The following is a 26,495-nucleotide window of genomic DNA, read 5'->3' on the forward strand; positions in this document are numbered from 1 at the left end:
CACGCTCCGGCGGCATCCGCGGTTCCTCGCCCCGATGCCGTACTCAGGCGGCCGCGCGGTCTCGGAGCGGCGGCGGCCGGGCGCGCTCGGGCGCGCGGGAACGGGTACTGTCGCTGCGGTATTGCGGCGCCGGGACCCCTCCGGCGCCGGTGCTGACCAATTGCCCAGTAGGAATTGATCTTTCGGGCAGCGGACGAGGAGGTTGCGTGGGCGAGTCGATGACCTGGGTGCAGGCGCTGGTCCTCGGTCTTGTGCAAGGGCTGACGGAGTTCCTGCCGGTCTCCTCGTCCGGTCACCTGCGCATCGTGTCCTCGGTGTTCTTCGGTGAGGACGCGGGCGCCTCGTTCACCGCGGTCACCCAGCTCGGCACCGAGGCCGCCGTGCTGGTGTACTTCGCCAAGGACATCGTGCGGATCGTCAAGGCGTGGTTCGCCGGGATCGCGCTGCGCCTGAGCGCCCGCAGCAAGCAGCCGGTGCCGATCCACGACCAGGTCACCACGAAGTTGCCGGTCGTCACCGGCTCGGCCCCCTACGGCCCCGATCCGGACGCCCAGCGCGACCTGGACTACCGCATCGGCTGGTATGTGATCATCGGCACCATCCCGATCGGTGTGCTCGGGTTCCTGTTCAAGGACGAGATCCGCACGGTGGCCCGCAACCTGTGGCTGGTGTCGTTCATGCTGATCGCGTTCGCGCTGGTCATCGCGGCCGCCGAGTACTACGGCGCCAAGGCCCGCCCGATCGAGCAGCTCACCACCCGCGACGGCATCATCATGGGCCTGGCGCAGTGCCTCGCGCTGATTCCGGGCGTGTCGCGGTCGGGGGCGACGTCCTCGGCCGGCCTGTTCCTGGGTCTCGAGCGCGAGGCGGCGGTGCGGTTCTCGTTCCTGCTCGCCATCCCCGCCGTGACGGCGTCGGGCCTGTTCAGCCTGCCCGACGCGTTCGAACCGGCCGGTGAGGGACTCAACGCCTCCGGGCCGCAGCTGCTGGTCGCGACGCTGGTCTCGTTCGTCGTCGGCTACGCCTCGGTGGCGTGGCTGCTGAAGTTCGTGGCCAAACATTCGCTGAACTGGTTCGTCGGCTACCGCATCGTGCTGGGCCTGGTGATCATGGGCCTGCTCGCCGGCGGAGTGGTGTCGGCCACATGAGGGCGGGCGCGGCGCTCATTAGGCTGGCCGCATGACGGTGATCCTGCTGCGGCACGGCGTTTCGACGTCGAACACGGCCCGCACCCTCGCCGGGCGCAGTACCGGCGTCGACCTGACCGAACGCGGCGCCGAACAGGCGCGCGCGGTGGCCGAACGACTCGCGGTGCTCCCGATCCGGCGGATCGTGTCCTCGCCGCTGCTGCGCTGCCAGCGCACGGTGGCGCCACTGGCCGAGAAACTGGGCCTGGAACCGGACCACGACGAGCGCCTGCTCGAGGTCGACTACGGCGACTGGACCGGCCGCCCCATCGCCGAACTGCTCGAGGAACCGCTGTGGAAGGTCGTGCAGCGGCACGCCTCGGGCGCGGTGTTCCCGTCCGGGGAAGGGCTGGCGCAGGTGCAGGCCCGCGCCGTCGCCGCGATCCGCGAGCACGATCGGGTCCTCGGCGAGGAGTACGGCGGCGACGCGCTGTGGGTGGCGTGCACGCACGGTGACGTGATCAAGTCCGTCCTGGCCGACGCCTTCGGCATCCACCTCGACGGCTTCCAGCGCATCGTCGCCGAACCGGCCTCGATCAGCGTCGTCCGCTACACCCCGACCGCGCCCTATGTGTGGCGGCTCAACGACACCGGCACCGACCTGGGCGCGCTCGCCGCGCTGACCCCGCCGAACGCCGAGGACCGTCCCGGGGCCGCGTCCTCGGGTCCGATCCCGGGCGGCGAGGTCGCCGGTGACGCGGATAATGGGAATGCGGAGCGCCGCGATTCCTTGTAAGTGGAGGAGACGGCGGTCCGGGAGTCCGGCGCCGCGCAGGGTCGATCAGGGTCAGGTATCAGGAGGTGCAGATGGCACGAGCAATCCATGTATTTCGCACCCCCGATCGTTTCGTCGCCGGGACCGTCGGTGAGCCGGGCGATCGCGCGTTCTATCTGCAAGCCGTGCAGCAGCCGCGGGTGGTGAGTGTGCTGCTGGAGAAGCAGCAGGTCAAGGTGCTGGCCGACCGTATGGGTCTGCTGCTGGACGAGGTCGCCCGCCGGTTCGGCGCGCAGGTGCCGCCGCAGGCCGAGGACGTCAACGACGTCGCGCCGCTGGTGACGCCGATCGACGCCGAATTCCGGGTCGGCACCATGGGGCTGGGCTGGGACGCCGATGCGGGCGCGGTGGTGGTGGAGCTGCTGGCCATCACCGAGACCGAGGTCGACGAGTCGGTGGTGCTCGACGACACCGAGGAGGGCCCCGACGCGGTGCGGGTGTTCCTCACCCCGATCCAGGCGCGCGAGTTCGCGCTGCGCTCGGCGCGGGTGATCGCGGCGGGCCGCCCGCCGTGTCCGCTGTGCGGGGAACCGCTCTCGGCGCGGGGTCACATGTGTGTGCGGACCAACGGCTACAAGCGCGGGGACATCTTCGGCGCGGCCGAACTAGAGGAGTGATGCGTGGCGCGGGCGGGCGACGGATTCCACGACGGTGAGCTGACCGTCATCGGGCGGGTGTCGACCGCCAGCAATGTCACGTTGGTGTGCGATATCGACGCGAACGGCGACGCCCCGCTGCGGGTGGTCTACAAGCCGGTGCGCGGCGAGCGTCCCCTGTGGGACTTTCCCGACGGCACGCTCGCGGGGCGCGAAGTGGCGTCGTATCTGGTGTCGGAAGCGTTGGGCTGGCACGTGATTCCGGAGACGATCCTGCGCGAGGGCCCGTTCGGGCCCGGGATGGTGCAGCGGTGGGTGACGTCGGTCGACAACCACACCGAGCGCGGCAACCGGCTCGATCTGGTGGATCTGTGCCCGCCGGGCGCGGTCCCCGACGGTTTCCGCGAGGTGCTGCGCGCCACCGACGCCGCCGGCGAGGAGGTGTCGCTCATCCACGCCGACGATCCGCGCCTGCAACGCATGGCGGTGCTGGACGTGCTGCTCAATAACGCCGACCGCAAGGGCGGGCACGCGCTCGAGGGCACCGACGGCCAGGTCTACGGCGTGGATCACGGCATCTGCCTGCACGAGCAGCCGAAGTTGCGCACGGTGCTGTGGGGGTGGGCGGGACAGCCGGTCCCGGACGGGTTGGTCGCCGATGTGGCGGCGTTCGCGGCGGAGTTGCCGGGCGCCCCGGCGGACGCGCTGGCCGACCACATCACCGACGCCGAGATCGACGCGCTGGCGGCGCGCGCCAAGGAGTTGCTGGATACTCCGGTGATGCCGTTGCCGCGGTCGTCGCGGCCGATTCCCTGGCCGGCGTTCTAGGGGATTCGTGCGGGGGCGAGTGATGTTGTGGCGCAGGTTCGGCGACCATGATCGGCGCCGGGTGCTCGCGGGCGATGAACGCTGACGCCCGGTTCGATTCGAGCTGGCGCTCGCGTCGATGAGAGCTAAACGGTTGACTTCCCGTCGGAGTCCCATTGTGGCTGTTCACAAAGGGGGTGCCGGGGGTGTGTCCCGGACGGGCGACCGGGGTGGGCGGCCATGACGGCGACCACACCTCTACCCTCGAATCATGCAGTGTTGGTCCGAAACCGCCATCCCGACCGTTCCCGGAGCAGGGCCACCGTTGCGGTTGTACGACACCGCGGATCGCCGGGTCCGTCCGGTGACGCCGGGCGCCACCGCCACCATGTACGTCTGCGGCATCACCCCCTACGACGCCACCCACCTGGGCCACGCCGCCACCTACCTGACCTTCGACCTGGTCAACCGGCTGTGGCGCGACGCCGGGCACGAGGTGCACTACGTGCAGAACGTCACCGACGTCGACGATCCGCTGTTCGAACGCGCCGAGCGCGACGGGATCGACTGGCGCGACCTCGGTGACCGGGAGATCGAGTTGTTCCGCGAGGACATGGCCGCGCTGCGCGTCGCGCCGCCGCGCGAGTACGTGGGCGCGGTCGAGTCGGTGGACGAGGTCGTCGAGTTCGTCGAGAAGTTGCTGGCTTCCGGCGCGGCGTACGTGGTGGAGGACGCCGAGTACCCGGACGTGTACTTCCGGTCCGACGCGACCGAGCAGTTCGGTTACGAGTCCGGCTACGACCGGGCGACGATGGAGCGGTTGTTCGCCGAACGCGGCGGCGACCCGGACCGTCCCGGTAAGCGCGACAGCATCGACGCGCTGCTGTGGCGGGCGGCGCGTCCCGGGGAGCCCTCGTGGCCGTCGCCGTTCGGCGCGGGCCGTCCGGGCTGGCACATCGAGTGTTCGGCGATCGCGTTGAACCGTCTGGGCGCGGAGTTCGACATCCAGGGCGGCGGCAGCGATCTGATCTACCCGCACCACGAGTACTCCGCCGCGCACGCGGAATCCCTGATCGCGGGGCGCCGCTTCGCCCGCCACTACGTCCACACCGGCCTGATCGGGCTGGACGGCGAGAAGATGTCGAAGTCGCGCGGCAACCTGGTGTTCGTGTCGGTGTTGCGGCGGTCGGGGGTGGACCCGTCCGCGATCCGGCTGGCGCTGCTGTCGGGGCACTACCGGCAGGACCGCATGTGGACCGACGCGGTGCTCGGCGAGGCCGTGGGGCGTCTGGACCGGTGGCGGTCGGCGACCGCGCTGGCGTCGGGGCCGTCGGCCGAGGACACCGTCGCGCGGCTGCGCCAGCACCTGGCCGATGATCTCGATACACCGAAAGCTGTTGCGGCCCTCGACAATTGGGCCGATCAGGCGCTCACGTACGGTGGGTCGGATGCGGGGGCGCCCGGGTTGATCGCGACGGCGATCGACGGGTTGCTGGGTATTCGGCTCTGAGGGTCGGAATTCGCCGGGGCGATGACGTTTTCGCCTGGCTCGGGCAAGGGGCACCGGGGGTCGATCCCAGGCTGCGGGCGCGTTCGACTGCGCGCGGCTGACGGGCCGTGAGATTCAGGTCGCGGTGGTAGTCCATGCGGGATTGCACCGCGTGCAGCGGTTGAGCACCCTCGCGCCGTGAGGAGGGTGGGTGCGGAGCGCCCACCCTCGGCGAGCAGTACAGGTCTTGCCGTGCCGGTGATTCCGTGGTGTGGTTCGTCGGGTGTGCACTGTGCGTCCAGGTTCGCTGATCTCGGGTCTTCGCGGCGTGTTCGGAGCCGTTCCACCGCTCACCGCGCCGCCGGAGGCGGGGTCGGCGCGGGCGATCGCGGTGCGGCGCCGGTTCTTCGGGGACGCGGCCGACCCCGACACGGGCGCGGTGCGGCCCGACCGGGTGGTGCTGTCGTGGGTGGGGTGCACGACGTACGCGATGGCGTTCGCGGGGTCGGTGTTCCTGCTGGACGCGTGGGTGCCGCGCGTGACCAGTTCCGGATACGTGCCCGCGACGCCGCAGGACCTGGTGGACTTGCGGCCGGAGGCGATCTTCATCGGCCACGGACATTTCGATCACGCGGGCGACGCGGGGACGATCGCCGAGGCGTCAGGTGCCACCGTGCACGGCACGGCCGAGCACTGCGCGGCGATCCGCGGCCAAGTACCGAACGCGTCGTTTCCGACGGTGGCGCACGGTGATTCGGCCACGCCGGTCGGCGCACGCGAAGACTTCACGGTCGGCTCGGTCGAGGTGACCGCGATCCGCCACCTTCACTCGGCGCGTACCCCCGCCGACGAGAACGACCCCGCCCCACGCTTCTTCCCGCGCCCCCAACTCGGCCCGATCCTGCGGCACCCACCGACCCTCACCCACCTCCGCGAAACGGTGCCCCGCCTGCTCGACCCGGAAGGCGGCGTCCTGCTCTATCAGTTCCGCACACCGGGTTTCGCGCTCACCTGGCACGACTCCTCCGGCCCCCTCACCGAGAAGGCGCCCGACCTCTTCAACACCCTGGCCGCCCTGCCCACCACGCACGTCCACCTCGGCGCGATCCAGGGCTACAACCAGCTCACCAACGGCCTGCGCGACCCCCGCACCTACCTCGAATCCCTCGCCCCCACTGTCTTCGTCCCCGGCCACCACGACAACTGGCTCCCCGGCCTCACCTCCAGCGCCGCCGCCTACGACACCCCGCTCCACACCGAACTCGCCCGCCTCCCCACCTCTTCCCGCCCCGACCTCCGCCTCATGCACGACCCCACCGACTACCTGACCCCGTCCCGCCTCACATTCGCGCTGTAGGTCGCCCCGCCACCACCAGTATCCTGGCCCGATGGGACGCCGGATCGACTACCACCGGGACCCGAACGCCCCGGCCGCCAACAGCGTTCGCCCGAGCGCGGGTGCCTTCGTCGAGCGCGAGGGCGCGGTCCTGCTCATCCGCCGCTCCGACAACGGCAATCGGTCGATGCCGGGCGGCGCCCACGATCCGGGAGAATCGCCGAGCCACACGGCCGTTCGGGAAACCCTCGAGGAGACCGGCAGCACCGTCCGCCTCACCGGCCTGGTCGCCGGCGGTGCGACGAGCGCGGATCGATACCCGTCAGGGGTATAGTGTGCTCTGGGTTGCGAGGCCCGTCGGTGGTGCACACCGTCGAACGATCTACGAGGCGCTTCGGTGAGGAGTAGGTGGATGGACGAGAGGGTGGTTGCCGGGGGTCGCACGGTGGTGCTCGATGTGGGCGGGTTGTTGCGGGGGACGTCGGTGCATGTGGTGCAGGCGGCGTTGGGGCGCAGGCCCGGGGTGGTCACGGTGTCGGCGAATGCGGTGGCGCAGACGGCGACGGTGGTTTACGACCCGGAGCGGACGTCGGTCGCCGAGTTGCGGGAGTGGGTGCGGGAGTGCGGGTATCACTGCGCGGGGCGTTCGGTGCCCCGGCATTTGTGTGATCCGTTGGGGGAGCCGGGGGTGTTGGGTTCCGCGGACCGTGCGCTCACCGACGACCGCCCACATTCGCGTGCGCGATCGAGCGCCCACGGCACCGATGCCGTAGAGCGCTCCGTCCCACACGCGGATCACGCTCGCCCCGATGACGCCGGGAATGTCACCCCGTTGCCGGACTCCGTCGACGGGAAACACGCAGACTACTCGGCGCGAGGGGCGCACTCGGAAGACCCGCCCCGTGGGAAGCGCTCCCCGCACGTGGGCGGTTCCGGTCATGGGAAGCACGCGACCCACGCGGACGTCTCCCCGCACACACCGCACTCGGCCTCCGCCTCGGCGGACGCACCCCACACGGCCCACGCCGGAATGTCCATGTCCCACATGGCCACCGACATGCGGAACCGCTTCCTCGTCGCCGCCGTCTTCTCGCTGCTGGTGATGCTGTGGTCACCGATGGCCACGCACCTGTTCGGCTGGCATGTGCCGACCCCGTTCGGCCTGCGGGAGGACGTGTGGGCGCTGGTGTTGAGCCTGCCGGTGATCTTCTATTCGTCCACGATCTTCTTCACGGGCGCGGTGCGGGCGTTGCGGGCGCGGACGCTGGACATGATGGTGCTGGTGGCGGTGGGGATCGGGGCGGGATGGCTGTATTCGCTGGCGATCACGCTGACCGGCGGCGGGGAGGTGTTCTACGAGGCGTCGACGATGCTGGCGACGTTCGTGCTGCTGGGGCACTGGGTGGAGATGCGGGCGCGGGGCGGGGCGAACGACGCGATCCACACGCTGCTGGATCTGGCGCCGCCGCGGGCGGTGGTGTTGCGCGACGGCGCGGAGGTGGAGGTGCCGACCGCCGAGGTGGCGGTGGGCGATGTGCTGCTGGTGCGTCCGGGCGCGAAGATCGCGGCCGACGGTGTGGTGCTCGAGGGCAGCAGCGAGGTCGACGAGTCGATGGTCACCGGAGAGAGCCTGCCGGTGCACAAGGGCCCCGGCGCGACGGTGATCGGCGCGACCGTGAACACCAACGGCGTGCTGCGGGTGCGGGCGACGAAGGTGGGTGCGGACACGGCGCTGGCGCAGATCGTGGATCTGGTGCAGCAGGCGCAGAATTCGAAGGCGCCGGGTCAGCAGCTGGCCGACCGGGCGGCGTTCTGGCTGGTGCTGGTGGCGCTGGCGGGTGGCGCGCTGACGTTGGCGGTGTGGTTGCTGGCGGGGGCGTCGTTCAGCAGGGCGATGTTGTTCGCGATCACGGTGGTGGTGATCACCTGCCCCGACGCGCTGGGTCTGGCGACGCCGACGGCGATCATGGTGGGCACGGGTCTGGGCGCGCGCCGGGGCGTGTTGTTCAAGAACGCGCTGGCGTTGGAGTCGGCGGCGCGAGTGGACACGGTGGTGCTGGACAAGACCGGCACCCTGACCAAGGGCGAACCGGAGGTCGCCGAAACCGCGTTCGCGCGGGATGTTTCGGAGACCGACGTGCTGGGTCTGGTGGCGGCGGTGGAGGTGGAGTCGGAGCATCCGCTAGCCGAGGCGATCGTGCGTTACGCGAAGGATCGCGGGGTGGCGGTGGGCTCGGCGAGCGGTTTCGAGAATGTGCCGGGGCACGGCGCGGTGGCGGAGGTGGACGGCCACCGGGTCGCGGTCGGCAATCTCCGCCTGCTGGAGCGCGAGGGCGTGGACGCGGGTCCGCTTGCGGCGCAACGGGATCAGCTGGTCTCGACGGGCCGCACCGCCGTACTGGCCGCTGTCGACGGGCGGGCGGTGGCGGTGTTCGCGCTCGCCGACGCGCCGCGCCCGACCTCGCGGGCCGCGATCGACGCCCTGCACGAACTCGGCGCGCGGGTGGTGATGCTCACCGGCGACAACCGCGCGACGGCGGAGCGGATCGCCGCCGATCTGGGCATCGACACGGTGATCGCGGAGGTGTTGCCGGGGGACAAGGCGGCGCGGATCGCCGAGTTGCAGTCCGCCGGCGGGAAAGTCGCGATGGTGGGTGACGGCGTGAACGACGCGCCCGCGCTGGCGACGGCCGACCTGGGTATCGCGATCGGCGCGGGCGCGGATGTGGCGATCGAGACCGCCGACGTGGTGCTGATGCGGTCCGATCCGCTGGATGTACCGACGGCGCTGCGGATCGGGCGTGGCACGCTGCGCAAGATGCATCAGAATCTGGCGTGGGCGGTCGGCTACAACACCCTCGCCCTGCCGATCGCGGCCGGTGTGTTCCAGCCGGCGTTCGGGCTGACGTTGCGGCCGGAGATCGCGGCGATGTCGATGTCGGGGTCGAGCATCATCGTCGCCCTCAACGCCCTGTCGTTGAAACGTCTGCGCCTGCCCGCACCACCCGCGGACGCGAAGCAGCGGGTCGACCGGTAGTCGGTCCGTAATCTGGTGGTATGACCGAGCGCAAACCGCCGGATCAGACCTTCGAGTCGTGGATCGACCGGCAGATCCGGGAAGCGACCGAGCGCGGGGAGTTCGAGGGCCTGCGCGGTGCGGGGCAACCGATTCCGGGTGCGGGCACGCAGGTGGACGAGAACTGGTGGTTGCGGGACTACCTGCGCCGCGAGGGCGTGCCGGCCGACGGGATGCTGCCGGAGTCGCTGGTGCTGCGCCGGGACGTGGAGCGGATTCACGAGACCGCCGCCGAACTCGACAGTGAGGCCGAGATCCGCGCGGCGGTCTCGGATCTGAACCGCCGGATCGTCGCCTGGCTGCGCACCCCGACCCCACCGCAGGTCCCGCTGGCGCCGGTGAACGTGGAGGACGTGCTGTCGCGTCGGCGGCCCGGTTCGTTTGGTCGGCCGTCGGCACGACCGCTGGGCGGACGGGAGGCATCGGCTGGGGAGGGAACATCCGCGTCTCCGAAACCCGAACCACCGCAACGCCGTTGGTGGCGACGCCGCACAGGTTGACCCGGCCGTTGTGGCCTCGTCGCCCCACCCGCGCGCCCGGCTGCCCATGCCCGTCGTGACGCTGTGCGCGGGGCGCGAGCGCTGACGCGACGTGTACGGAGAACCTGCCGAAGCGAGCGCGCCGGGAGGCCGACTCGCCGCCGCCGTCCGCCTGGCGGAACGCCACAGCTCATCGCCGGGGCGGTGTTCGGGCGGGAGGCCGCCCCTGCAACCGCGCCTGAAGACCAATCGAATCGAAAACTGAGGCCCCTCAGCGACTCTCGCGTACGTGCCCGAGGATGATCTCCCGCGCCGCCGTCCAACTGTGCGACGCCGCGTCCCCGAATTCCGCGTGCCCCGCACCGTCGAGAATCTGGAGGCGTGCCGGATCGCCTGCCCGTTCGGCGGCGGCGACGTAGTCGCGGGACTGGCGTGGGTCGACCACAGTGTCGGCGCTCCCGTGCACGGCCACCACCGATAGTCCGATCGGCAGGTGCTCGATGGGTGAGGCGATGGCGTACCGATCGGGTTGTTCGTCGGGGGTGCCGCCGAGCAGGCCGCGGACGAACGCGTCGTGCCCGTCGGTCGCGGCGAGGGACAGGTCGAACACGCCGGCCATGATGGTGGCGCTGCGCGGCCGGACCTGCGGTTGCGCGCCGGGGACGTCGGCGGGCAGGGTGTGTCGGCCGGCGATCCAGGCGGCCAGGTGCCCGCCGGCGGAGTGACCGGCGAGGTGAACGCGGTCGAGGTCGAGGCGTCCACCGGCGGCGTCCTGCACGGGGCCGGTGAGCGCTTCGGTGGCGTTGTCGGCGTCGGCGAGGGTGACGGGCCAGCCGCCGGTGCCGCCGACGCGCCGGTATTCGATATTCCACACCGCGACCTCGCGGTCGGCCAACGAGCGGGCGAGAGGTTCGAAGGTGGTGACGTCGTGGTCCTCGCGCCAGCCGCCGCCGTGTACGAGGACCACGACGGGATGCGGTCCCGCGCCGCCGGGGACGTGCAGGATGCCGTAGGTGTCGGGATCGGCGCCGTAGTCGACGCGCACGGTGACGGCGGCCGGTGGCGCGGCGTCCCCGGTGTCGGTCCCGCATCCGGCGAGCAGGGTCGAGAACACGAATCCCGCTGCCGCCCAGCGTGTCCGGCTCGCGACCGAGCCCTGTCGAATCCGAACCATCGCGCACCCTCCTCGAGCCGACCGGAACCGCCGCACGCTGGAACCCGGCGGCCTCCTGTGTGCTTAGGACGCTGAGGACAGATCGTCAACCTGACCCGCCGATGCCCGAGGATCTACCGGACTCGGTACCTGCCCCGCCGCGTCGGAGAAGGGCACCGGCAGAGAACGACGCCGACAGGAACGTGCGGCGAGGGTGGTCCACCGTCCGGATCAGCAGCGTGTCGAGGTGGAGCCGGCCTCGGCGACATCGTGCAGGAGCCCAGTTGGGGCCGACCGCACCACGCGCAGCACCGGGCCTGCGGGACAATCTCGGCACCACGCACCGAGGACGCCGGTGGTAATCATCCGGCGCCCAGGGCCGAGCCCGCCTACGCCCCGGTCAACGCCTTCACCGCCGGCGCGAACATGGTGTTCTTGATCGCGCCGAGGGTGGCCTGGTCCTTCCCACCGAGCGGCGCCAGCAGCTCCAGCGCGGTCGAGGTGACCTGATCCTCCGGCACGGCGGCGTCGACGAGGTCGAACGCGGCGGCGTCCTCCCCACCGAACCGGCGTCCGGTGGTCATGGACGCGATGGCGCTCTTCGGGGTGAGTTTGGCCTGGATGAGCGCGGCCATGCCGGGGGTGAAGGGGATGCGGATGTCGGCTTCGGGGAAGCAGAAGAAACCGCGGTCGGCGCGCATGACGCGGTAGTCGTGGGCGATGGCGAGCATGGCGCCGGCGCCGAAGGCGTGGCCGGGCAGTGCGGCGGCGGTGGGCACGGGCAGGGTGAGCACGCGCGCGAACAGGGCGTGCACGCGGCCGACGTACCAGTCGGCGCGGTCGCCGTTGGCGCCGAGCCAGTCCAGGTCGAGGCCGTTGGAGTAGAACTTGCCGCTCGCGGTGGTGACCAGGCCCTGCGCGCCTTCGGCGAGCGCGGTGTCGAGGTGGGCGTTCACCTGGTCGAGAAAGTCGGGGGAGAAGCGGTTCTCGCCGCCGCCGAGGTCGAGGACGGCGATCTTGTCGTGGTGGGTCAGGGTGGGCACGGGGTCTCCTTCACGGTGTGCGGGGTGGGGGTCCTTCGGCGAGGACGGCGCGCACGGCGGCGCGCAGCCTGGCGCGCGCGTCGGGGTCGGCGAGCCGGTCGCGGTCGAGCAGGATGGCGGTGGGCAGGTCGACCACGCAGAGGGTGAGCACGTCGACGGCGCGGCGGTCGCCCCGTCCCCACAGGCGCCGGGCCAGCCGCACCAGGAGCGCGACGAGCGCGCGTTCGGCGGCCGCCACGTCGGTGGCGAGGTCGCCGGGGAGGTCTTCGCCGAGCAACCGGTCACGCGACAGCGTGAGCAGCAGGCGCGAGGAGCCGGGATACCGTTCGGCGAACACGCTGGGCGCCTCGGCGGCGGCCACGACGGCGGCGATCCCGGAATGCTCGACGCCCGAGTCCTTTTCGCTCGCGTCGACGAGTTCGGTCTGCACCGCGAGGAACCGGTGAGCCGCGCGCAGCCAGGTTCGCCCGAGCAGCCCGGCGCGGGACCCGAACGTGTGGTAGAGCGCGCCGTTGGACGCACCGGTGGCGGCCGCGACCGCGCGGACGGTGACCGCGCCGGGCCCGCCGCCGGCCGCGAGGGCTTCGGCGGCGTCGAGAACGACCTCGGGGTCGTGGAAGCGGGGGCGCGGCACCCGGACAGGATAACAGAGCGGATGCTCTGTTACTCGCGGTCGCCGGCGGCACTGCGTATTTCGCCAGGTAACAGCTACTTTGAGTCACCCACGGAGGTGGTGTACGGATTTCGTTGTGCGCGCCCGTTCCCGCGGCCGTTTGCGGTACTGTTCGGGCCCTCACCCCCTTGACGGCGCGAACAGAACGGCATCCGAATGTCACGAGTGGTCACCAAGGAGCAGTACTTCGGCACGGCTCTGGAGGTGCTGGCGGAGCTGGGATTCAAGGGCCTGAATATCGGATTGCTCTGTCGCAGACTGGGAGTCACCAGCGGCTCGTTCTATCACCACTTCGGCAGTTGGCAGGGTTTCGTGGACGCCTTGCTCGAGCATTGGGAGCAGCGCCAGGTGCGCATCCTGCGCTCCTCGAACTTCAATCAGGGCGATCCCGACGAGGATGTGCGCGCCATGGCGGATCTCGCCGCGGGACTGCATCATTCGGCCGAGGCCGCCATTCGCGCGTGGGCGGCCAACGACGAGTCGGTGAGCGCGGCGGTGAAGCGGGTGGACGAATCGCGCCACCGCACGGTGCAGCGCGTGGTGCGCGGCGTGGTGGGCGACGAGGACACCGCCGCCGTGGTCACCTCGCTCGGGATGGCGATGTTGATCGGTTACCAGCAGATCGCGGCGAGCGGGGAGAACATCTGCCTGGAGCGCCTGCTGGATCAGTACTCGCGCCTCATCTACTCCCACGCCCGCACCGCCGAACCGGTCGGCGCCTCCTACTGATTTCGGCGGATTCCGTGCCGCCGCGCGGGCGGGCGCGCGATGCTGGCGGCATGGACGATTTCGCGACCTGGCGGGCGAACGGCCACCGCTTCACCCATCGCGGACACCAGATCTTCCTGGCCGAGGGCGGCTCGGGCGGCGGGGAAACGCTGCTGTGCCTGCACGGGTTTCCGACCGCGTCCTGGGACTGGCATCCGATCTGGCCGGATCTGTGCGCGCGGTTCGGCCACGTGCTGGCCCCGGACATGATCGGTTTCGGGTGGTCGGCCAAACCCCGCGACTACGACTATTCGATCGCCGATCAAGCCGACCTGCACGAATCCCTGCTGCGGGAGCGACAGGTGCGGCGGGTGCATATGCTGGCCCACGACTACGGCGACACCGTCGCGCAGGAATTGCTGGCCCGCGCCGCCGACCGCGCCGCGGTGGGCGACGATTCGCTGGTGATCGCGTCGGTGTGCCTGCTCAACGGAGGCTTGTTCCCCGAGACGCATCGGCCGCGTGCGGTGCAGCGGCTGCTGGCAAGCCCGCTGGGCCCGGTGGTGGGTGCGCTGGGTGGTGAGCGCGCGTTCACCCGCAGCCTGGCGGCGGTGTTCGGGCCGCGCACGCAGCCCTCGCCGGAGGAGTTGCGCCGGTTCTGGCTGCTATGGCACAACCATCACGGGAACCGCAACGCGCACAAGCTGATCCGCTACATGGCCGAACGCCGCGCGCACCGCGAACGCTGGGTGGGCGCGTTGACGCGGGCGCCGATGCCGGTGCGGCTGATCGACGGCGCGCTGGATCCGGTGTCGGGTGCGCACATGGTGCGCCGCTACCGCGAGCTGGTCCCCGATCCGGATGTCGTGGAGCTGGCGGATGTGGGCCACTATCCGCAGGTGGAGGCACCGCAGCGGACGGCGGCGGCGTTCGCCGACTTCCACGACACCGAGGTCGGGTGAGACGCCCGCCACTATGGTCGGCCCCATAGAATGGGTGGGTGGCAGCGACAGGTAGCACCTCCAGGAAGCCGAGCGCGCGGGAGCGCATGATCGCCGGCGCGATCGAGTCGTTGCGCGTGCACGGCGCCAGCGCGACCAGTGTGGATCGGGTGCTGGCCGAGACCGGCGCGCCGCGCGGCTCGGTGTATCACCACTTCCCCGGTGGGCGCACCCAACTGATCACCGACGCGATCACGACGGCGGGGGAGGTGATGTCGGCCTATATCGAGGACATCACCCGCGAGGGCGAGCCATTCGACGCACTCGATCGTTTCGCGAACATGTGGCGCAAGACGTTGCGGGACAGCGACTTCCGCGCGGGCTGCCCCATCTTCGCGGTGGCCGTGGAAACCAACGACGACGCACCGCAGTTCGCCGCGGTCGCCGCCGAGGTGTTCGCCCGCTGGCAGGCCGCGCTGGCCGAGGGGTTCTCGCGCTACGGCATGCCCGCCGACCGCGCTCGCCGCCTGGCCACGCTCACCGTGACCGCGATGGAGGGCGCGATCGCGCTGTGCCGCGCGCAGCACTCACTCACCCCGCTCGACGACATCGTCGACGAACTGAAAGCGCTCTACACCGCCCGCTGAGCTCCTACCGGGGTCGGAGCGCGAATCCGACCGCGCGCCGATGCCCGCGCCCGCCGCGCTCGATACCGTGCAGACACCAACGACCGGAAGTGGTGGCGGGCCATGCGCATCAAGGGAACTCGGGTACTGATCACGGGCGCGACCGGCGGGATCGGTCACGCCATCACCCGCGCGGTGGCGGCGCGCGGCGGGCAGCCGGTGGTGACCGGGCGGCGGGTGGACGCACTCGAGGCCCTGGCCGCCGAGACCGGGGCGGTCGCGATCGCGGCCGATCTGGCCGACCGCGACGGTGTCGCGAAGCTGCTGGCGGAGGTGGGGCAGGTCGACGTGGTGGTCGCGAACGCGGCGCTGCCGGCCAGCGGGCTGCTCACCGACTTCACGGTCGAGCAGATCGACCGCACGCTCGACGTGAATCTGCGCGCGCCGATCCTGACCGCGCGCCTGCTGGCCGAACCGCTCGCCGCGCAGGGCCGGGGGCACCTGGTGTTCCTCTCCTCGATCGCGGGCAAGGTCGCCTCGCCGGGCGCCTCGCTCTACAACGCGACGAAGTTCGGGGTGCGCGGGTTCGCGCAGGCGTTGCGGCAGGATCTGGCGCCGGCCGGGGTGGGGGTGTCGACCGTGTTCCCGGGTTTCGTGCGGGACGCGGGGATGTTCGCCGACGCGGGTGTCGCGGCGCCGCCGGGAGTGGGCACGTCGAGTCCGGAGGACGTGGCCGCGGCGGTGGTGGTGCGGGCAGTCGAACGTGATCTCGGGGAGGTGGATGTGGCGTCGCCGCAGATGCGGGTGGCCGCGCGATTCGCCGGTGTCGCACCGGGTCTCACGGCGCGCATCCAGCGGTGGGCGGGGGCCGGCGCGCTCTCGGCGAAGCTGGCCGACGGGCAGCGCGCCAAGCGCTGATCCGGGATGGTTCGGATCCACGGGCTCCTCTTGACACCACGATTATGGTGTATGCCATAGTGAAGGCAGAGGGCGGACCACCGGCCCTCGCCGCGCGCCGTTAGGAGCCGCCGATGTCCCGCGCCGCCGCTCTCCAGCTGGAGACGATCGACCCAGTCCAGGACGGACGGGTACTCACCGCCCGCCTCAGCGCGCCACCGCTGAACTTCGTGACAAAGGAGGTGGTGCGCGATCTGGACACGCTCACCGCCGCCGTGGACGCCGACGATTCGGTGGGCGCGGTCGTCCTCACGGGTGGAGTGCCCGGCCGGTTCCTCACCCACGCCGATCCCGTCGCACTGGCCGACATGATCGAGCGGCCCCATCCGTTCGTGCCCGCCGGGGTGGCGCGGCCGTTCCTGCGGGCGCTCGACGTCGCACTGCGCATTCCCGGCGCGGCGTCGGTCACCGAACGGGCCGGGGGCGGTCTGGGCGCCGGATTGGTGTGGGGGCATCGGTGGAAGCGAACGACGTTGCGGATGAACCGTTCCCGCGCGGTGTACGTGGCGGCGATCAACGGTCCCGCGCTGGGCGGCGGCCTCGAGATCGCCTTGGCCTGCGATCTGCGCTACGCCGCCGACGCCGAACACGTGCGGCTCGGGCAGATCGAAACCCTCGCCAACCTGATCCCGGGCGGCGGCGGCACGCAGCGCCTGATCCGCCTGCTCGGCGCGGCCAAAACCATCGAACTCACCCTGGAAGGCGCACCGCTGGCGGTGCGGGAAGCGGCGTGGCTGGGCCTGGTGCACCGGGTGATCCCCGAGGGCCAGTTGCTCGCCGAATCCCAGCTCACCGCCGCCCGACTCGCGGCCCGCAATCCGGTGGTGATCGCCGAACTCAAACGCGCCGTCTACTTCGGCACCGACACCACGCTCTCGCGCGGACTGGACCGTGAACTGGCCGCGTTCGTCTCGGTGGGAACCACGGCCGGGGCGTCCCGCACCTTCGGCGCCTTCGCCGACGACCTGGCGCGGTTGGGTGACACCCCGTTCCTGGCCGATCCCAAACCGTGGTTCGACGGCAGCCGCGTCGATCAGGTGAGCCCGTGACCACCACCGAGCGGTGGCATGCCACCGCCTGCATCCTGTGCGAGAACAACTGCGGGCTGCTGGTGCGCCTGGACGGCCGCCGGTTCGAGAAGATCCGCGGCGACAAGGACCATCCCGCCTCGGCCGGCTACACCTGCAACAAGGCGCTGCGCCTGGACCACTACCAGAACGGCAGCACCCGCCTCACCAGCCCGCTGCGCCGCGAACCCGACGGCACCTACACCGAAATCGATTGGGACACCGCCATTTCCGAGATCGCGGCGGGCCTGTCGGCGGTGCGGGACGCGCACGGCGGCGACAAGATCTTCTATTACGGCGGCGGTGGCCAGGGCAATCACCTCGGCGGCGCCTACAGCGGCGCGCTGCGCCGTGCGCTGGGCAGCCGTTACCGATCCACGGCGCTGGCGCAGGAGAAGACAGGGGAGGGCTGGGTCGACGCCCACCTCACCGGCGGGCACACCACCGGCGATTTCGAGCACGCCGAGGTGTCGGTGTTCCTCGGCAAGAATCCGTGGCAATCCCACGGCGTCGCCCGCGCCCGCACCGTGCTGCAGCAGATCGCGAAAGACCCGGCGCGCACCATGATCGTGCTCGACCCGGTGCGCACCGAGACCGCGGAGATGGCCGATATCCACCTGCCGGTGCGGCCGGGCACCGACGCGTGGTGCCTGGCGGCGATGCTGGCCGTCCTGGTCCGCGACGACCTGCTCGACCACGGCTTCCTCGCCGAACACACCACCGACGCGGCACCGGTGCTGGACGCGTTGCGCGCCGTCGACATCGACGCCTACGCCGAGGTCTGCGGCGTGCCTGTCGATCTCGTGCGCGCGGCCGCGCACCGCATCGGCACCGCGGGCAGCGTCGCCACCTACGAGGACCTGGGCGTGCAGCAGAGCCCCAACAGCACCCTCGTCTCCTACCTGAACAAACTGCTGTGGCTGCTGACCGGCAATTTCGCGAAACGCGGTGCGATGCATCCGCATTCGTGGCTGGTGCCGCTGGCCGGGTACGACCGCGAGATCAAACGCACCCCGGTGACGGGCGCACCGATCCTGGGCGGGATGGTGCCGTGCAACAGCATCGCCGAGGAAATCCTCACCGACCATCCCGACCGGTTCCGGGCGATGATCATCGAATCGTCCAATCCGGCGCACTCGCTGGCGGATTCGGCCGCGTTCCGCGCCGCGCTCGACGCCCTCGATCTCGTGGTGGTCATCGATATCGCGTTCACCGAGACCGCCCGCCGCGCCGACTACGTGCTGCCCGCGGCCAGCCAGTTCGAGAAGTGGGAAGCCACGTTCTTCACGTTGGAGTTCCCGCACAACACTTTCCACCTGCGGGCGCCGCTGCTCGACCCGCTGCCGGGCACCCTGCCGGAGCCCGAGATCTACGCGCGGTTGCTGCGCGAACTCGGCGTGGTCTCGCGCCGGCGGCTGGCGCTGCTGAGCGCGGCAGCGCGGCTGGGGCGGCGCGCGTATCTGGGAGCGTTCGCGGCGCTGATGGCGATCGACAAGAAGACGTTCGGGCTGGCCCCGTATCTGCTGTATGAGACGCTGGGGCCGACGCTGCCCGACGGGGCGCGCTCGGCGGCGGTGCTGTGGGCGTTGACGCAGCGTGTCGCGAAACTACATCCGGCGGCCATGCGCCGCGCCGGGCACCGCAACGCCGACGCCTTGTTCGACGCGATCCTCGCGGGCCGGTCCGGGGTGACGTTCACCGTCGACGACTACGCCGACGCCTGGGACTACGTGCCGCACCCCGGGAAACGGATTCCGCTGGCCATCCCCGAACTCCTCGCTGCCCTGCGTGATCTGGGCGGTGCGCCCGTCGCCCACACCAGCGACGAGTTCCCGTTCGTGCTGTCGGCGGGCGAGCGGCGCGCGTTCACCGCGAACACGATCTTCCGGGACGACAGCTGGCGCCGCCGCGATCCGCAGGGCGCGTTGCGCGTCAATCCCGACGACGCCGCCGGACTCGGCCTGTCCTCGGGCGACCGGGCGCGCGTCACCACGGCGCGTGGCAGCGCGCTGACCACCGTCGAGGTCACCGACCGGATGCAGCGCGGCCACGTCTCGCTGCCCAACGGTTTCGGTCTCGACCTGCCGGGTGGGCGCACCGGCGTCGCCCTCAACGAACTCACCGACCTCACGCTGCGCGACAGCATCGCGGGTACCCCGTGGCACAAACACGTGCCCGCCCGCCTCGAACCCGCACCCGACCAAGGAGTCACCCCATGCCCCTGATCGACGTCTACGCCGTGGAAGACACCCTCGCCCCGGAGACCGCCTCCGCGCTGCTCGAGGAGCTCGCGACCATCCTGCTGCGCTGGGAAGGCGCGCCCGACACCGAATTCTTCCGCGAGATCACCTGGGTGTACCTGCATCCGCTGCCCGCCACGGCGCTGGCGGTGGGCGGCAGGCCCGGCGGCAGCCCACGCTTCCGCGTGGAGATCACGGTGCCCGCCGGTGCGCTCTCGCAGCGCCGCAAGGAAGGGTTGGTCGCCGACGTGCACGCCGCCGTCACCGCGGCGGCGGGGCTCGAGCCCGAGCGGGCCCTGCACGTGTGGACGCTGATCCGGGAAGTGCCGGACGGCAATTGGGGCGCGGCGGGGCAGGTCATCCGCTTCAGCGACCTGCTCGCCGTGTCGGGGGCCGAGCGGGAGAAGGTCGCGGAGTCCTGAGCGGTCGCGGTGACGACGGCGTCTCCGGCGGCCGCCACGGTCCCCGGTCGGTCCGACCCAGACGCCGAGTCACCAGCCGACGCCTCACCGGGGTTTCCCTTACGTCGAGTAGGCGACCGTAACCGGTGATCGGCCCGCGCACATTCCGCGCGTGCCGTTCGGGTTTCGATCGCGGTCCGCGCGGTTACGGTGTCTGACATGAGCGAACGCCATGAGCGGATCATGGGTCGGCGCCCCGCGGGGGCGAGCGCCGGTGAGGCGTCGGCATGAGCGAGGCGCACGCCAGGCCGTTCCTGTTGCTGGCGACCCGCGCCGAGGACGAGGCCGCCGACCAGGAGTACGCCGCGTTCCTCCGGTACGGCGGGCTCGCCCCGCATCGTCTGCGTCGGCGCCGCCTGGAACGCGAACCTCTCGGCGAGTTCGATCTCGACGAGTACGCGGGGATCATCCTGGGCGGCAGCCCGTTCACCGTGTCCGACCCGCCCGACGGGAAGTCGCCGGTGCAGCGGCGGGTGGAGGCCGAGTTGGGCGATCTCGTCGCGGCCGTGGTGCGCCAGGATTTCCCGTTCCTGGGCGCCTGTTACGGCATCGGCGTGATCGGTTCACAGATCGGCGCGGTCATCGACCGCACCCATCCGGAGCCCGTCGGCCCGACCACGGTCACGCTCACCGACGCGGGCCGGGTCGACCCGTTGCTGTGTGTGCTGCCGCCGCGGTTCGACGCGTTCGTCGGGCACAAGGAATCCGTCAGCGAACTGCCCGACGGTGTCGATCGTCTGGCGACTTCCGACACCTGCCCGGTGCAGGCGTTCCGGGTGGGCGCCAACGTGTACGCCACCCAGTTCCATCCCGAGCTCGACGCGCAGGGCATGAGCACCCGCATCGACGCCTACAAGCACCACGGCTATTTCGAGCCGGGCGAAGCCGAATCCCTCAAGCAGGTCGCGCGGTCGGGGAACGTGGTGCATCCCGGGGCGCTCGTGCGCCGGTTCGTCCAGCTGTACGAGGATTGAGTTCGCCGGACGGTTGCCAGATCGGGGCGGCTAGGGTGGGATGGGCTCGGGCATCGACCGCTGGGAGGCGTTGTGCGCATCATCGTCCGCGTGCTGCTGATCGTCTTGGCGCTGTCCTGCGCGCTCGTCGCGCCGGCGCAGGCCGCGCCGCAGGTGCACCTGGACGACACCACCGCCCGCAAACTCGACGAACTCCTCGCGGTGCGCGCTTCGGCAGGCGCGGACAAGGGCGCGCTGATCGAGGTGCTGTCGCGGCAATTCCTCGGCACGCCGTACGGCGCGAACATGCTCATCGGTTCCGACACCACCCCCGAGCAGTTGGTGGTGGATCTGCGCCGGGTGGACTGCTTCACCTACCTCGATTACGTGGAAGCGCTGACCTCGGCCACCGACCGCGACAGCTTCCTGGACAACCTCGTCCGCACCCGCTACCGCGACGCCCGCGTCGACTACGCGCACCGCAAGCACTTCTTCACCGACTGGGCCCACACCGGCGCGGCCACCGACGTCACCGCCGCCGTGAGCCCCGCCGCCACCACCGTCACCAAGCACCTCAACGCGAAGGCCGACGGCGGCCACTACCTCCCCGGTCTGCCCGTCACCGACCGCCAGGTCACCTACATCCCGTCCACCGCCGTCACCCCCGAGGTGATCGCGAATCTCCGCACGGGCGACTATCTCGGCGCCTACACCGATCAGGCGGGCCTCGACGTCACCCACGTCGGCATCTTCGTCGCCGGCCCGTCGGGCCCGATCTTCCGCAACGCCTCCTCCCTCTCGGCCACCTACGAGGTCGTCGACACCCCGCTCACCGACTACCTGCGCACCGTCCCCGGCCTGCTCGTCCTGCGCACCCACTGACCGGCGAATCCCTGGCGACCATCGGCAGCCGGGGCGGTGGCGTGGGACGATCTCGGTATGACCAGCAGATCCGATACGCCGCAGTACCTGCGTGATCTCGTCCTGCTGCGCCGGGTGCGGGACCGCATCGACCGCGAGTACGCCCAACCGCTGGATGTGCCGGCGCTGGCACGGGGTGTGAACATGTCGGCCGGGCATCTGAGCAGACAGTTCCGGCTCGCCTACGGCGAATCGCCCTACTCGTATCTGATGACCCGCCGCATCGAGCGCGCCATGGCGTTGCTGCGGCGCGGCGATCTCAGCGTCACCGAGGTGTGTTTCGAGGTGGGGTGTTCGTCGCTGGGCACGTTCAGCACCCGGTTCACCGAACTGGTCGGCATGCCGCCCAGCGTCTACAAACGGGAGCAGAGCGACGCGACCCAGGGGATGCCCTCGCTGGTCTACAAACAGGTGACACGACCGGTCAGGAATCGAGAAGCGCAGGCTACCGAGCGGCAATAGCCTGATCAGCATGACCGACATCAGCATCTACTCGAGTTTCCTCCCGCAGGACGACCCCGAGGCGGCCCTCGGCTTCTACCGCGACGCCCTGGGCTTCGAGGTCCGTCAGGACGTCGGCTACGACGGGAAGCGCTGGCTCACCGTCGGCCCGCCGAACCAGCCCGGCACCTCCGTGGTGCTCTACCCGCCCGGCGCCGACCCGGGCATCACCGACGACGAGCGCCGCACCATCGCGGAGATGATGGCCAAGGGCACTTTCGCCAGCATCCTGCTCGCCACGCCCGACGTGGACGCCACCTTCGAGCAGGTGCAGGCCAGCGGCGCCGAGGTGGTGCAGGAGCCGATCGATCAGCCCTACGGCGTGCGGGACTGCGCGTTCCGCGACCCCGCGGGCAACATGGTCCGTATCCAGCAGCGTCCCTGACGCGCACGCCCCCGGCCGGCGCGCACCGGCCGGGGTAACGCGCCTCCCTCGGCGCGCGACAGCGATCCGGTAGACACAACTCATCGAAGACGTATCCGCCCGCCGGGCGGTAGCGACGGCGACCGCGCCCGCGGCCCCGCCCGACGACCAGGGAGACAGGATGCCCACCAAGACGGGGACGACCAAGACGACCACGAAGCCGCCCGCCGCCGACAGCCACGAACTGATCCGCGTGCACGGCGCGCGGGTCAACAACCTGCGCGATGTGAGCATCGAGCTGCCCAAGCGCAGGCTCACCGTGTTCACCGGCGTCTCCGGCTCCGGCAAGAGCTCCCTGGTGTTCGACACCATCGCCGCCGAATCGCAGCGCCTCATCAACGAGACCTATAGCACCTTCATCCAGGGGTTCATGCCGACCCTGGCCCGCCCCGAAGTCGACGTGCTCGAGGGCCTGACCACCGCGATCATCGTCGACCAGCAGCGCATGGGCACCGACCCGCGCTCCACGGTGGGCACCGCCACCGACGCGAACGCGATGCTGCGCATCCTGTTCAGCCGGATCGGTGACCCGCACATCGGTTCCCCGCAGGCGTTCTCCTTCAACGTCGCTTCCATCAGCGGTGCGGGCGCGGTGACGGTGGAGCGGGCGGGGCAGAAGATGCGCGAGCGCCGCAGTTTCAGCATCACCGGCGGCATGTGTCCGCGCTGCGAGGGCCGCGGCCGCGTCAACGACATCGACCTCAGCCAGCTCTACGACGATTCGAAATCCCTGGCCGAGGGCGCGTTCACGATTCCGGGCTGGAAGTCCGACAGCTTCTGGACCGTCCGCGTCTACGCCGAGTCCGGGTTCGTGGACCCGAACAAGCCGATCCGCAAGTTCACCAAGCGCGAGATGCAGGACTTCCTGTACAAGGAGCCGATGAAGGTGAAGGTCGACGGCGTCAACCTCACCTACGAGGGGTTGATCCCGAAGATCCAGAAGTCGTTCCTGTCCAAGGACGTCGAGTCCATGCAGCCCCACATCCGCGCGTTCGTGGAGCGCGCCGTCACGTTCACGACCTGCCCTGAGTGCCACGGCACCCGGCTCAGCGAATTGGCGCGCTCGTCGAAGATCTGCGGCATCAGCATCGCCGACGCGTGCTCGATGCAGATCAGCGACCTCGCCGAGTGGGTGCGCGACCTGGACGAGCCGTCGGTGGCGCCGCTGCTCACCTCCCTCGCGCACACCCTCGACTCGTTCGTCGAGATCGGGCTGGGCTACCTGTCGCTGGACCGGCCCGCCGGCACGCTGTCGGGTGGTGAGGCGCAGCGCACCAAGATGATCCGTCATCTGGGTTCGGCGCTCACCGACGTCACCTACGTGTTCGACGAGCCGACCGCGGGCCTGCACCCGCACGACATCCAGCGCATGAACGATCTGCTGCTGCGCTTGCGCGACAAGGGCAACACCGTGCTGGTGGTCGAGCACAAGCCCGAGACCATCGCGATCGCCGACCACATCGTCGATCTGGGGCCGGGCGCCGGAACCGGGGGCGGCACCATCTGTTTCGAGGGCACGGTCGAGGGGTTGCGCAAGAGCGACACCATCACCGGCCGTCACTTCGACGACCGCGCCTCGGTGAAGGAGAGCGTGCGGAAACCCAAGGGCGCGTTGAAGATCCGTGGCGCGTCGACGAACAATCTGCGCGACGTGGACGTCGACATTCCACTGGGCGTGCTGGTCGCCATCACCGGCGTCGCGGGGTCGGGCAAGAGTTCCCTCGTGCACGGGTCGATCCCGGCGAGCGAAGGCGTGGTGTCGGTGGACCAGGGCGCGATCAAGGGATCGCGGCGCAGCAATCCCGCCACCTACACCGGGTTGCTCGAACCGATCCGCAAGGCGTTCGCGAAAGCCAACGGCGTGAAACCGGCACTGTTCAGCGCGAATTCGGAAGGTGCGTGCCCGAACTGCAACGGCGCCGGCGTCATCTACACCGATCTGGGGATCATGGCGGGCACGTCGACCGTGTGCGAGGTGTGTGAGGGCAAGCGGTATCAGGCGGCGGTGCTCGAGTACCACCTCGGTGGGCGCGACATCAGCGAGGTGCTGGCGATGCCGGTGGACGAGGCGCTGGCGTTCTTCGCCGAGGGGGAAGCCCGTATCCCCGCGGCGCACGCCATCCTGCAACGGCTCGCCGACGTGGGTCTCGGCTATCTGACGCTGGGTCAGCCGCTCACCACCCTGTCCGGTGGCGAGCGGCAGCGGTTGAAGCTGGCCACCCACATGGCCGACAAGGGCGGCGTCTACGTGCTGGACGAGCCGACCACGGGCCTGCACCTGGCCGACGTGGAGCAGCTGCTCGGACTGCTGGACCGCCTGGTCGAGTCCGGGAAGTCGGTGATCGTCATCGAGCACCACCAGGCGGTGATGGCGCACGCCGACTGGATCATCGACCTCGGGCCCGGCGCGGGTCACGACGGCGGCAAGATCGTGTTCGAGGGGACACCGGCCGAGTTGGTCGCGGCGCGGTCGACGCTGACGGGCGAGCATTTGGCGGCCTACGTCGGAGGGTGAGACGCGCTGGCGGGCGGTGCGTGCGGCAGCACCGCCCGCTCTCCATCACGGACGAACGGTGGTGTCCTCCGGCGATACCGCAGGACGGTGGTGGTGGGTGCGCTCGCCGGAGGATTCCTGCGGGATCAGGTGTTCCTGGGCGCGATGCTGTTCTGGAGCGTCGGACGGTTCACGCGTAGCTCCACCCGGTGACGTTCGCCGGAGACCGAGCCCGAGCAGACCCGCGAACACCGCCACTGCGGCCATCACCCACCAAGCTCGCCGGAAGGCTTCGAGCGTGGCCACCGGGCTGTCGGGGGTACCGAGCACCGCCACCAGCACGGCGACACCGCCCGCGAGCCCCAGCTGCCGCGCCATGCTGAGCACGCCCGAGCCGGTCGCGAAGCTCGCCGGGGGCAGTGCGCTCGAGCCCGCCGCGAACGCGGTCGGCACGATCAACCCGACACCCACACCGGTCAGCAGCATCCCGCCCAGCATCCCGGACACGTAATCCGGGGACAGCGCGATCGCCAGCGCCCACCACAGCAACCCGCCGCCGAACGCGAACCCGCCCGCCGCGATCACCGGCCCCGGGCCCACCCGGCCGATCAGCCGCCCCGCCAGGATCGCCACGAACGGCACCACCAGCGGGCCCGGCGCGATCGCCAGTCCGGCGCGCAGCGCCGACCAGCCCCACACGTCTTGCGCCCACAGCGTCGCCGACAGCAGCATGCCCGCGAACGCGATCTGGAACACCACCGAATTCACCGCCGCCAGAACGACATTCGGCAGCCGCAGCACCGAGGCGTCCACGAGCGGGCTGTGGTGGCGCGCCGAGGACACCGCGAACAGCACACCGCAGGCCAGCGCCACCGCGAACGCCGCCAGGACCCCGGGCGAGGACCATCCCCACTCCGGACCTTGCACCACCGCCAGCACCAGCGACCCGACCGCACCGATCAGCGCACCCGCACCCACCAGATCGGGCAGCGGACCTCCCGCTGCGGGCGGACTCGGCAACCGGCGCAGCCCGATCGCCAACGTGGCCAGTCCGATCGGCACATTCACCAGGAACACCCAGCGCCAATCGAACGCCACCAGCACGCCGCCGACCACCGGTCCCAGCGCCGCGCCGAGCCCGCCGAACGCGACCCACAGCCGCACCGCGCCGGCGCGCCGCTCGGGCGGGGTCGCGGCCAGCACCAGGGCCAGCGACGACGGCGTCATCAACGCGCACCCGACCGCCTGCACGACACGGAACACGATGAGCGACTCCACATTCCACGCCGCCGCGCACAGCGCCGACCCGGCGGCGAACACGGTGAGCCCCAGCAGGAATACCACTCGATTGCCGCCGCGGTCGCCGAGCCGCCCCGCCGGGACGAGCAGCGCCGCGAACACGATCGCATACAGGTTGAGCACCCACGACAGACCCGACAGCCCGGCGTCCAAGTCCTCGGACATGGCGGGGACGGCGAGGTTGACGATGAACAGGTCGAGGCTGGACAACAGCACGCCGACGGAAACGATCGCGAGGACGACGCGCGGATCGGTGGCCGCCCGCGACGCGGAGCGGGAAGACATCGGT

Annotated in this window: 25 protein-coding genes; 21 read left to right on the forward strand and 4 right to left on the reverse strand. The window is 70.7% G+C overall.

Features of this window, described 5'->3' with window-relative positions; translation table 11 throughout:
• The first annotated feature begins 206 nt into the window (after positions 1–206).
• From OHB21_RS29640 to OHB21_RS29685, 9 genes are all read left to right on the forward strand, one after another.
• Positions 207–1,148, forward strand: coding sequence for an undecaprenyl-diphosphate phosphatase (locus OHB21_RS29640; RefSeq protein ID WP_067501345.1), 942 nt, complete (start codon positions 207–209; stop codon positions 1,146–1,148).
• Between the two features lie 31 nt (positions 1,149–1,179).
• Positions 1,180–1,923: a histidine phosphatase family protein gene (locus tag OHB21_RS29645; RefSeq protein ID WP_067501343.1), complete on the forward strand. Its 744-nt coding sequence runs from the start codon at positions 1,180–1,182 to the stop codon at positions 1,921–1,923.
• 71 nt (positions 1,924–1,994) lie between these two features.
• Positions 1,995–2,579 carry a DUF3090 domain-containing protein gene (locus tag OHB21_RS29650; RefSeq protein ID WP_067501342.1) on the forward strand — a complete coding sequence of 195 codons (585 nt, stop codon included), beginning with the start codon at positions 1,995–1,997 and terminating at the stop codon, positions 2,577–2,579.
• A 3-nt stretch (positions 2,580–2,582) separates the two neighbouring features.
• Positions 2,583–3,386: an SCO1664 family protein gene (locus OHB21_RS29655; RefSeq protein ID WP_067501340.1), complete on the forward strand. Its 804-nt coding sequence runs from the start codon at positions 2,583–2,585 to the stop codon at positions 3,384–3,386.
• 250 nt (positions 3,387–3,636) lie between these two features.
• Positions 3,637–4,875, forward strand: a complete 1,239-nt coding sequence (gene mshC, locus OHB21_RS29660; RefSeq protein ID WP_067501338.1) for a cysteine--1-D-myo-inosityl 2-amino-2-deoxy-alpha-D-glucopyranoside ligase — start codon at positions 3,637–3,639, stop codon at positions 4,873–4,875.
• 271 nt (positions 4,876–5,146) lie between these two features.
• Positions 5,147–6,211: an MBL fold metallo-hydrolase gene (locus OHB21_RS29665; RefSeq protein WP_328436200.1), complete on the forward strand. Its 1,065-nt coding sequence runs from the start codon at positions 5,147–5,149 to the stop codon at positions 6,209–6,211.
• 31 nt (positions 6,212–6,242) lie between these two features.
• Entirely contained in the window at positions 6,243–6,524 is a 282-nt protein-coding gene (locus tag OHB21_RS29670) for an NUDIX hydrolase (protein ID WP_067501332.1), read from the forward strand.
• A gap of 78 nt (positions 6,525–6,602) precedes the next feature.
• Positions 6,603–9,227, forward strand: coding sequence for a heavy metal translocating P-type ATPase (locus OHB21_RS29680; RefSeq protein ID WP_195124283.1), 2,625 nt, complete (start codon positions 6,603–6,605; stop codon positions 9,225–9,227).
• Positions 9,228–9,247: 20 nt separating this feature from the next.
• Entirely contained in the window at positions 9,248–9,766 is a 519-nt protein-coding gene (locus tag OHB21_RS29685) for a DnaJ family domain-containing protein (RefSeq protein ID WP_067501330.1), read from the forward strand.
• A 250-nt stretch (positions 9,767–10,016) separates the two neighbouring features.
• On the opposite strand, the gene OHB21_RS29690 is transcribed toward OHB21_RS29685, so the two are convergent.
• From OHB21_RS29690 to OHB21_RS29700, 3 genes are all read right to left on the reverse strand, one after another.
• The gene (locus OHB21_RS29690) at positions 10,017–10,919 is read right to left on the reverse strand and encodes an alpha/beta hydrolase family protein (RefSeq protein WP_084537177.1); all 903 of its coding nucleotides are present in this window, start codon (positions 10,917–10,919) and stop codon (positions 10,017–10,019) included.
• Positions 10,920–11,287: 368 nt separating this feature from the next.
• A complete protein-coding gene (locus tag OHB21_RS29695; protein ID WP_067501327.1) occupies positions 11,288–11,941 on the reverse strand; it encodes an enoyl-CoA hydratase-related protein in 654 nt (217 codons plus the stop codon).
• Between the two features lie 10 nt (positions 11,942–11,951).
• Complete coding sequence (locus OHB21_RS29700) at positions 11,952–12,575, reverse strand: TetR family transcriptional regulator (protein WP_067501325.1); 624 nt, start codon at positions 12,573–12,575, stop codon at positions 11,952–11,954.
• Between the two features lie 195 nt (positions 12,576–12,770).
• Here OHB21_RS29700 and OHB21_RS29705 point away from each other — a divergent pair, with 195 nt between their 5' ends.
• The 12 genes from OHB21_RS29705 (at position 12,771) to OHB21_RS29760 (ending at position 24,928) form a co-directional block, all read left to right on the forward strand.
• Positions 12,771–13,343 carry a TetR/AcrR family transcriptional regulator gene (locus tag OHB21_RS29705; protein WP_067501322.1) on the forward strand — a complete coding sequence of 191 codons (573 nt, stop codon included), beginning with the start codon at positions 12,771–12,773 and terminating at the stop codon, positions 13,341–13,343.
• A 50-nt stretch (positions 13,344–13,393) separates the two neighbouring features.
• The gene (locus OHB21_RS29710) at positions 13,394–14,284 is read left to right on the forward strand and encodes an alpha/beta fold hydrolase (protein ID WP_195124284.1); all 891 of its coding nucleotides are present in this window, start codon (positions 13,394–13,396) and stop codon (positions 14,282–14,284) included.
• A 38-nt stretch (positions 14,285–14,322) separates the two neighbouring features.
• Positions 14,323–14,910 carry a TetR/AcrR family transcriptional regulator gene (locus tag OHB21_RS29715; protein WP_232331566.1) on the forward strand — a complete coding sequence of 196 codons (588 nt, stop codon included), beginning with the start codon at positions 14,323–14,325 and terminating at the stop codon, positions 14,908–14,910.
• A 102-nt stretch (positions 14,911–15,012) separates the two neighbouring features.
• Complete coding sequence (locus tag OHB21_RS29720) at positions 15,013–15,807, forward strand: SDR family NAD(P)-dependent oxidoreductase (RefSeq protein ID WP_195124285.1); 795 nt, start codon at positions 15,013–15,015, stop codon at positions 15,805–15,807.
• Positions 15,808–15,920: 113 nt separating this feature from the next.
• A complete protein-coding gene (locus OHB21_RS29725; protein WP_195124286.1) occupies positions 15,921–16,895 on the forward strand; it encodes an enoyl-CoA hydratase/isomerase family protein in 975 nt (324 codons plus the stop codon).
• Positions 16,892–19,138, forward strand: coding sequence for a molybdopterin-dependent oxidoreductase (locus OHB21_RS29730; RefSeq protein WP_195124287.1), 2,247 nt, complete (start codon positions 16,892–16,894; stop codon positions 19,136–19,138). Before OHB21_RS29725 ends, OHB21_RS29730 begins: the two co-directional genes overlap by 4 nt.
• Positions 19,129–19,575: a tautomerase family protein gene (locus OHB21_RS29735; protein WP_067501306.1), complete on the forward strand. Its 447-nt coding sequence runs from the start codon at positions 19,129–19,131 to the stop codon at positions 19,573–19,575. The genes OHB21_RS29730 and OHB21_RS29735 overlap by 10 nt, the downstream gene beginning before the upstream one ends.
• Positions 19,576–19,841: 266 nt before the next feature.
• Complete coding sequence (locus OHB21_RS29740) at positions 19,842–20,588, forward strand: glutamine amidotransferase (protein ID WP_067501304.1); 747 nt, start codon at positions 19,842–19,844, stop codon at positions 20,586–20,588.
• A gap of 72 nt (positions 20,589–20,660) precedes the next feature.
• On the forward strand, positions 20,661–21,449 hold the full coding sequence (locus OHB21_RS29745) for a DUF1460 domain-containing protein (RefSeq protein WP_195124288.1): 789 nt from the start codon (positions 20,661–20,663) through the stop codon (positions 21,447–21,449).
• A gap of 57 nt (positions 21,450–21,506) precedes the next feature.
• Entirely contained in the window at positions 21,507–21,950 is a 444-nt protein-coding gene (locus tag OHB21_RS29750) for a helix-turn-helix transcriptional regulator (RefSeq protein ID WP_067502063.1), read from the forward strand.
• 10 nt (positions 21,951–21,960) lie between these two features.
• Positions 21,961–22,374, forward strand: a complete 414-nt coding sequence (locus tag OHB21_RS29755; RefSeq protein WP_067501299.1) for a VOC family protein — start codon at positions 21,961–21,963, stop codon at positions 22,372–22,374.
• Positions 22,375–22,534: 160 nt separating this feature from the next.
• Positions 22,535–24,928, forward strand: a complete 2,394-nt coding sequence (locus tag OHB21_RS29760) for an ATP-binding cassette domain-containing protein (RefSeq protein WP_195124289.1) — start codon at positions 22,535–22,537, stop codon at positions 24,926–24,928.
• A gap of 45 nt (positions 24,929–24,973) precedes the next feature.
• On the opposite strand, the gene OHB21_RS29765 is transcribed toward OHB21_RS29760, so the two are convergent.
• Entirely contained in the window at positions 24,974–26,491 is a 1,518-nt protein-coding gene (locus OHB21_RS29765) for an MFS transporter (protein WP_067501295.1), read from the reverse strand.
• Positions 26,492–26,495 lie beyond the last annotated feature (4 nt).

This window comes from Nocardia puris (genome assembly GCF_036051655.1).
GTDB lineage: Bacteria > Actinomycetota > Actinomycetes > Mycobacteriales > Mycobacteriaceae > Nocardia > Nocardia puris.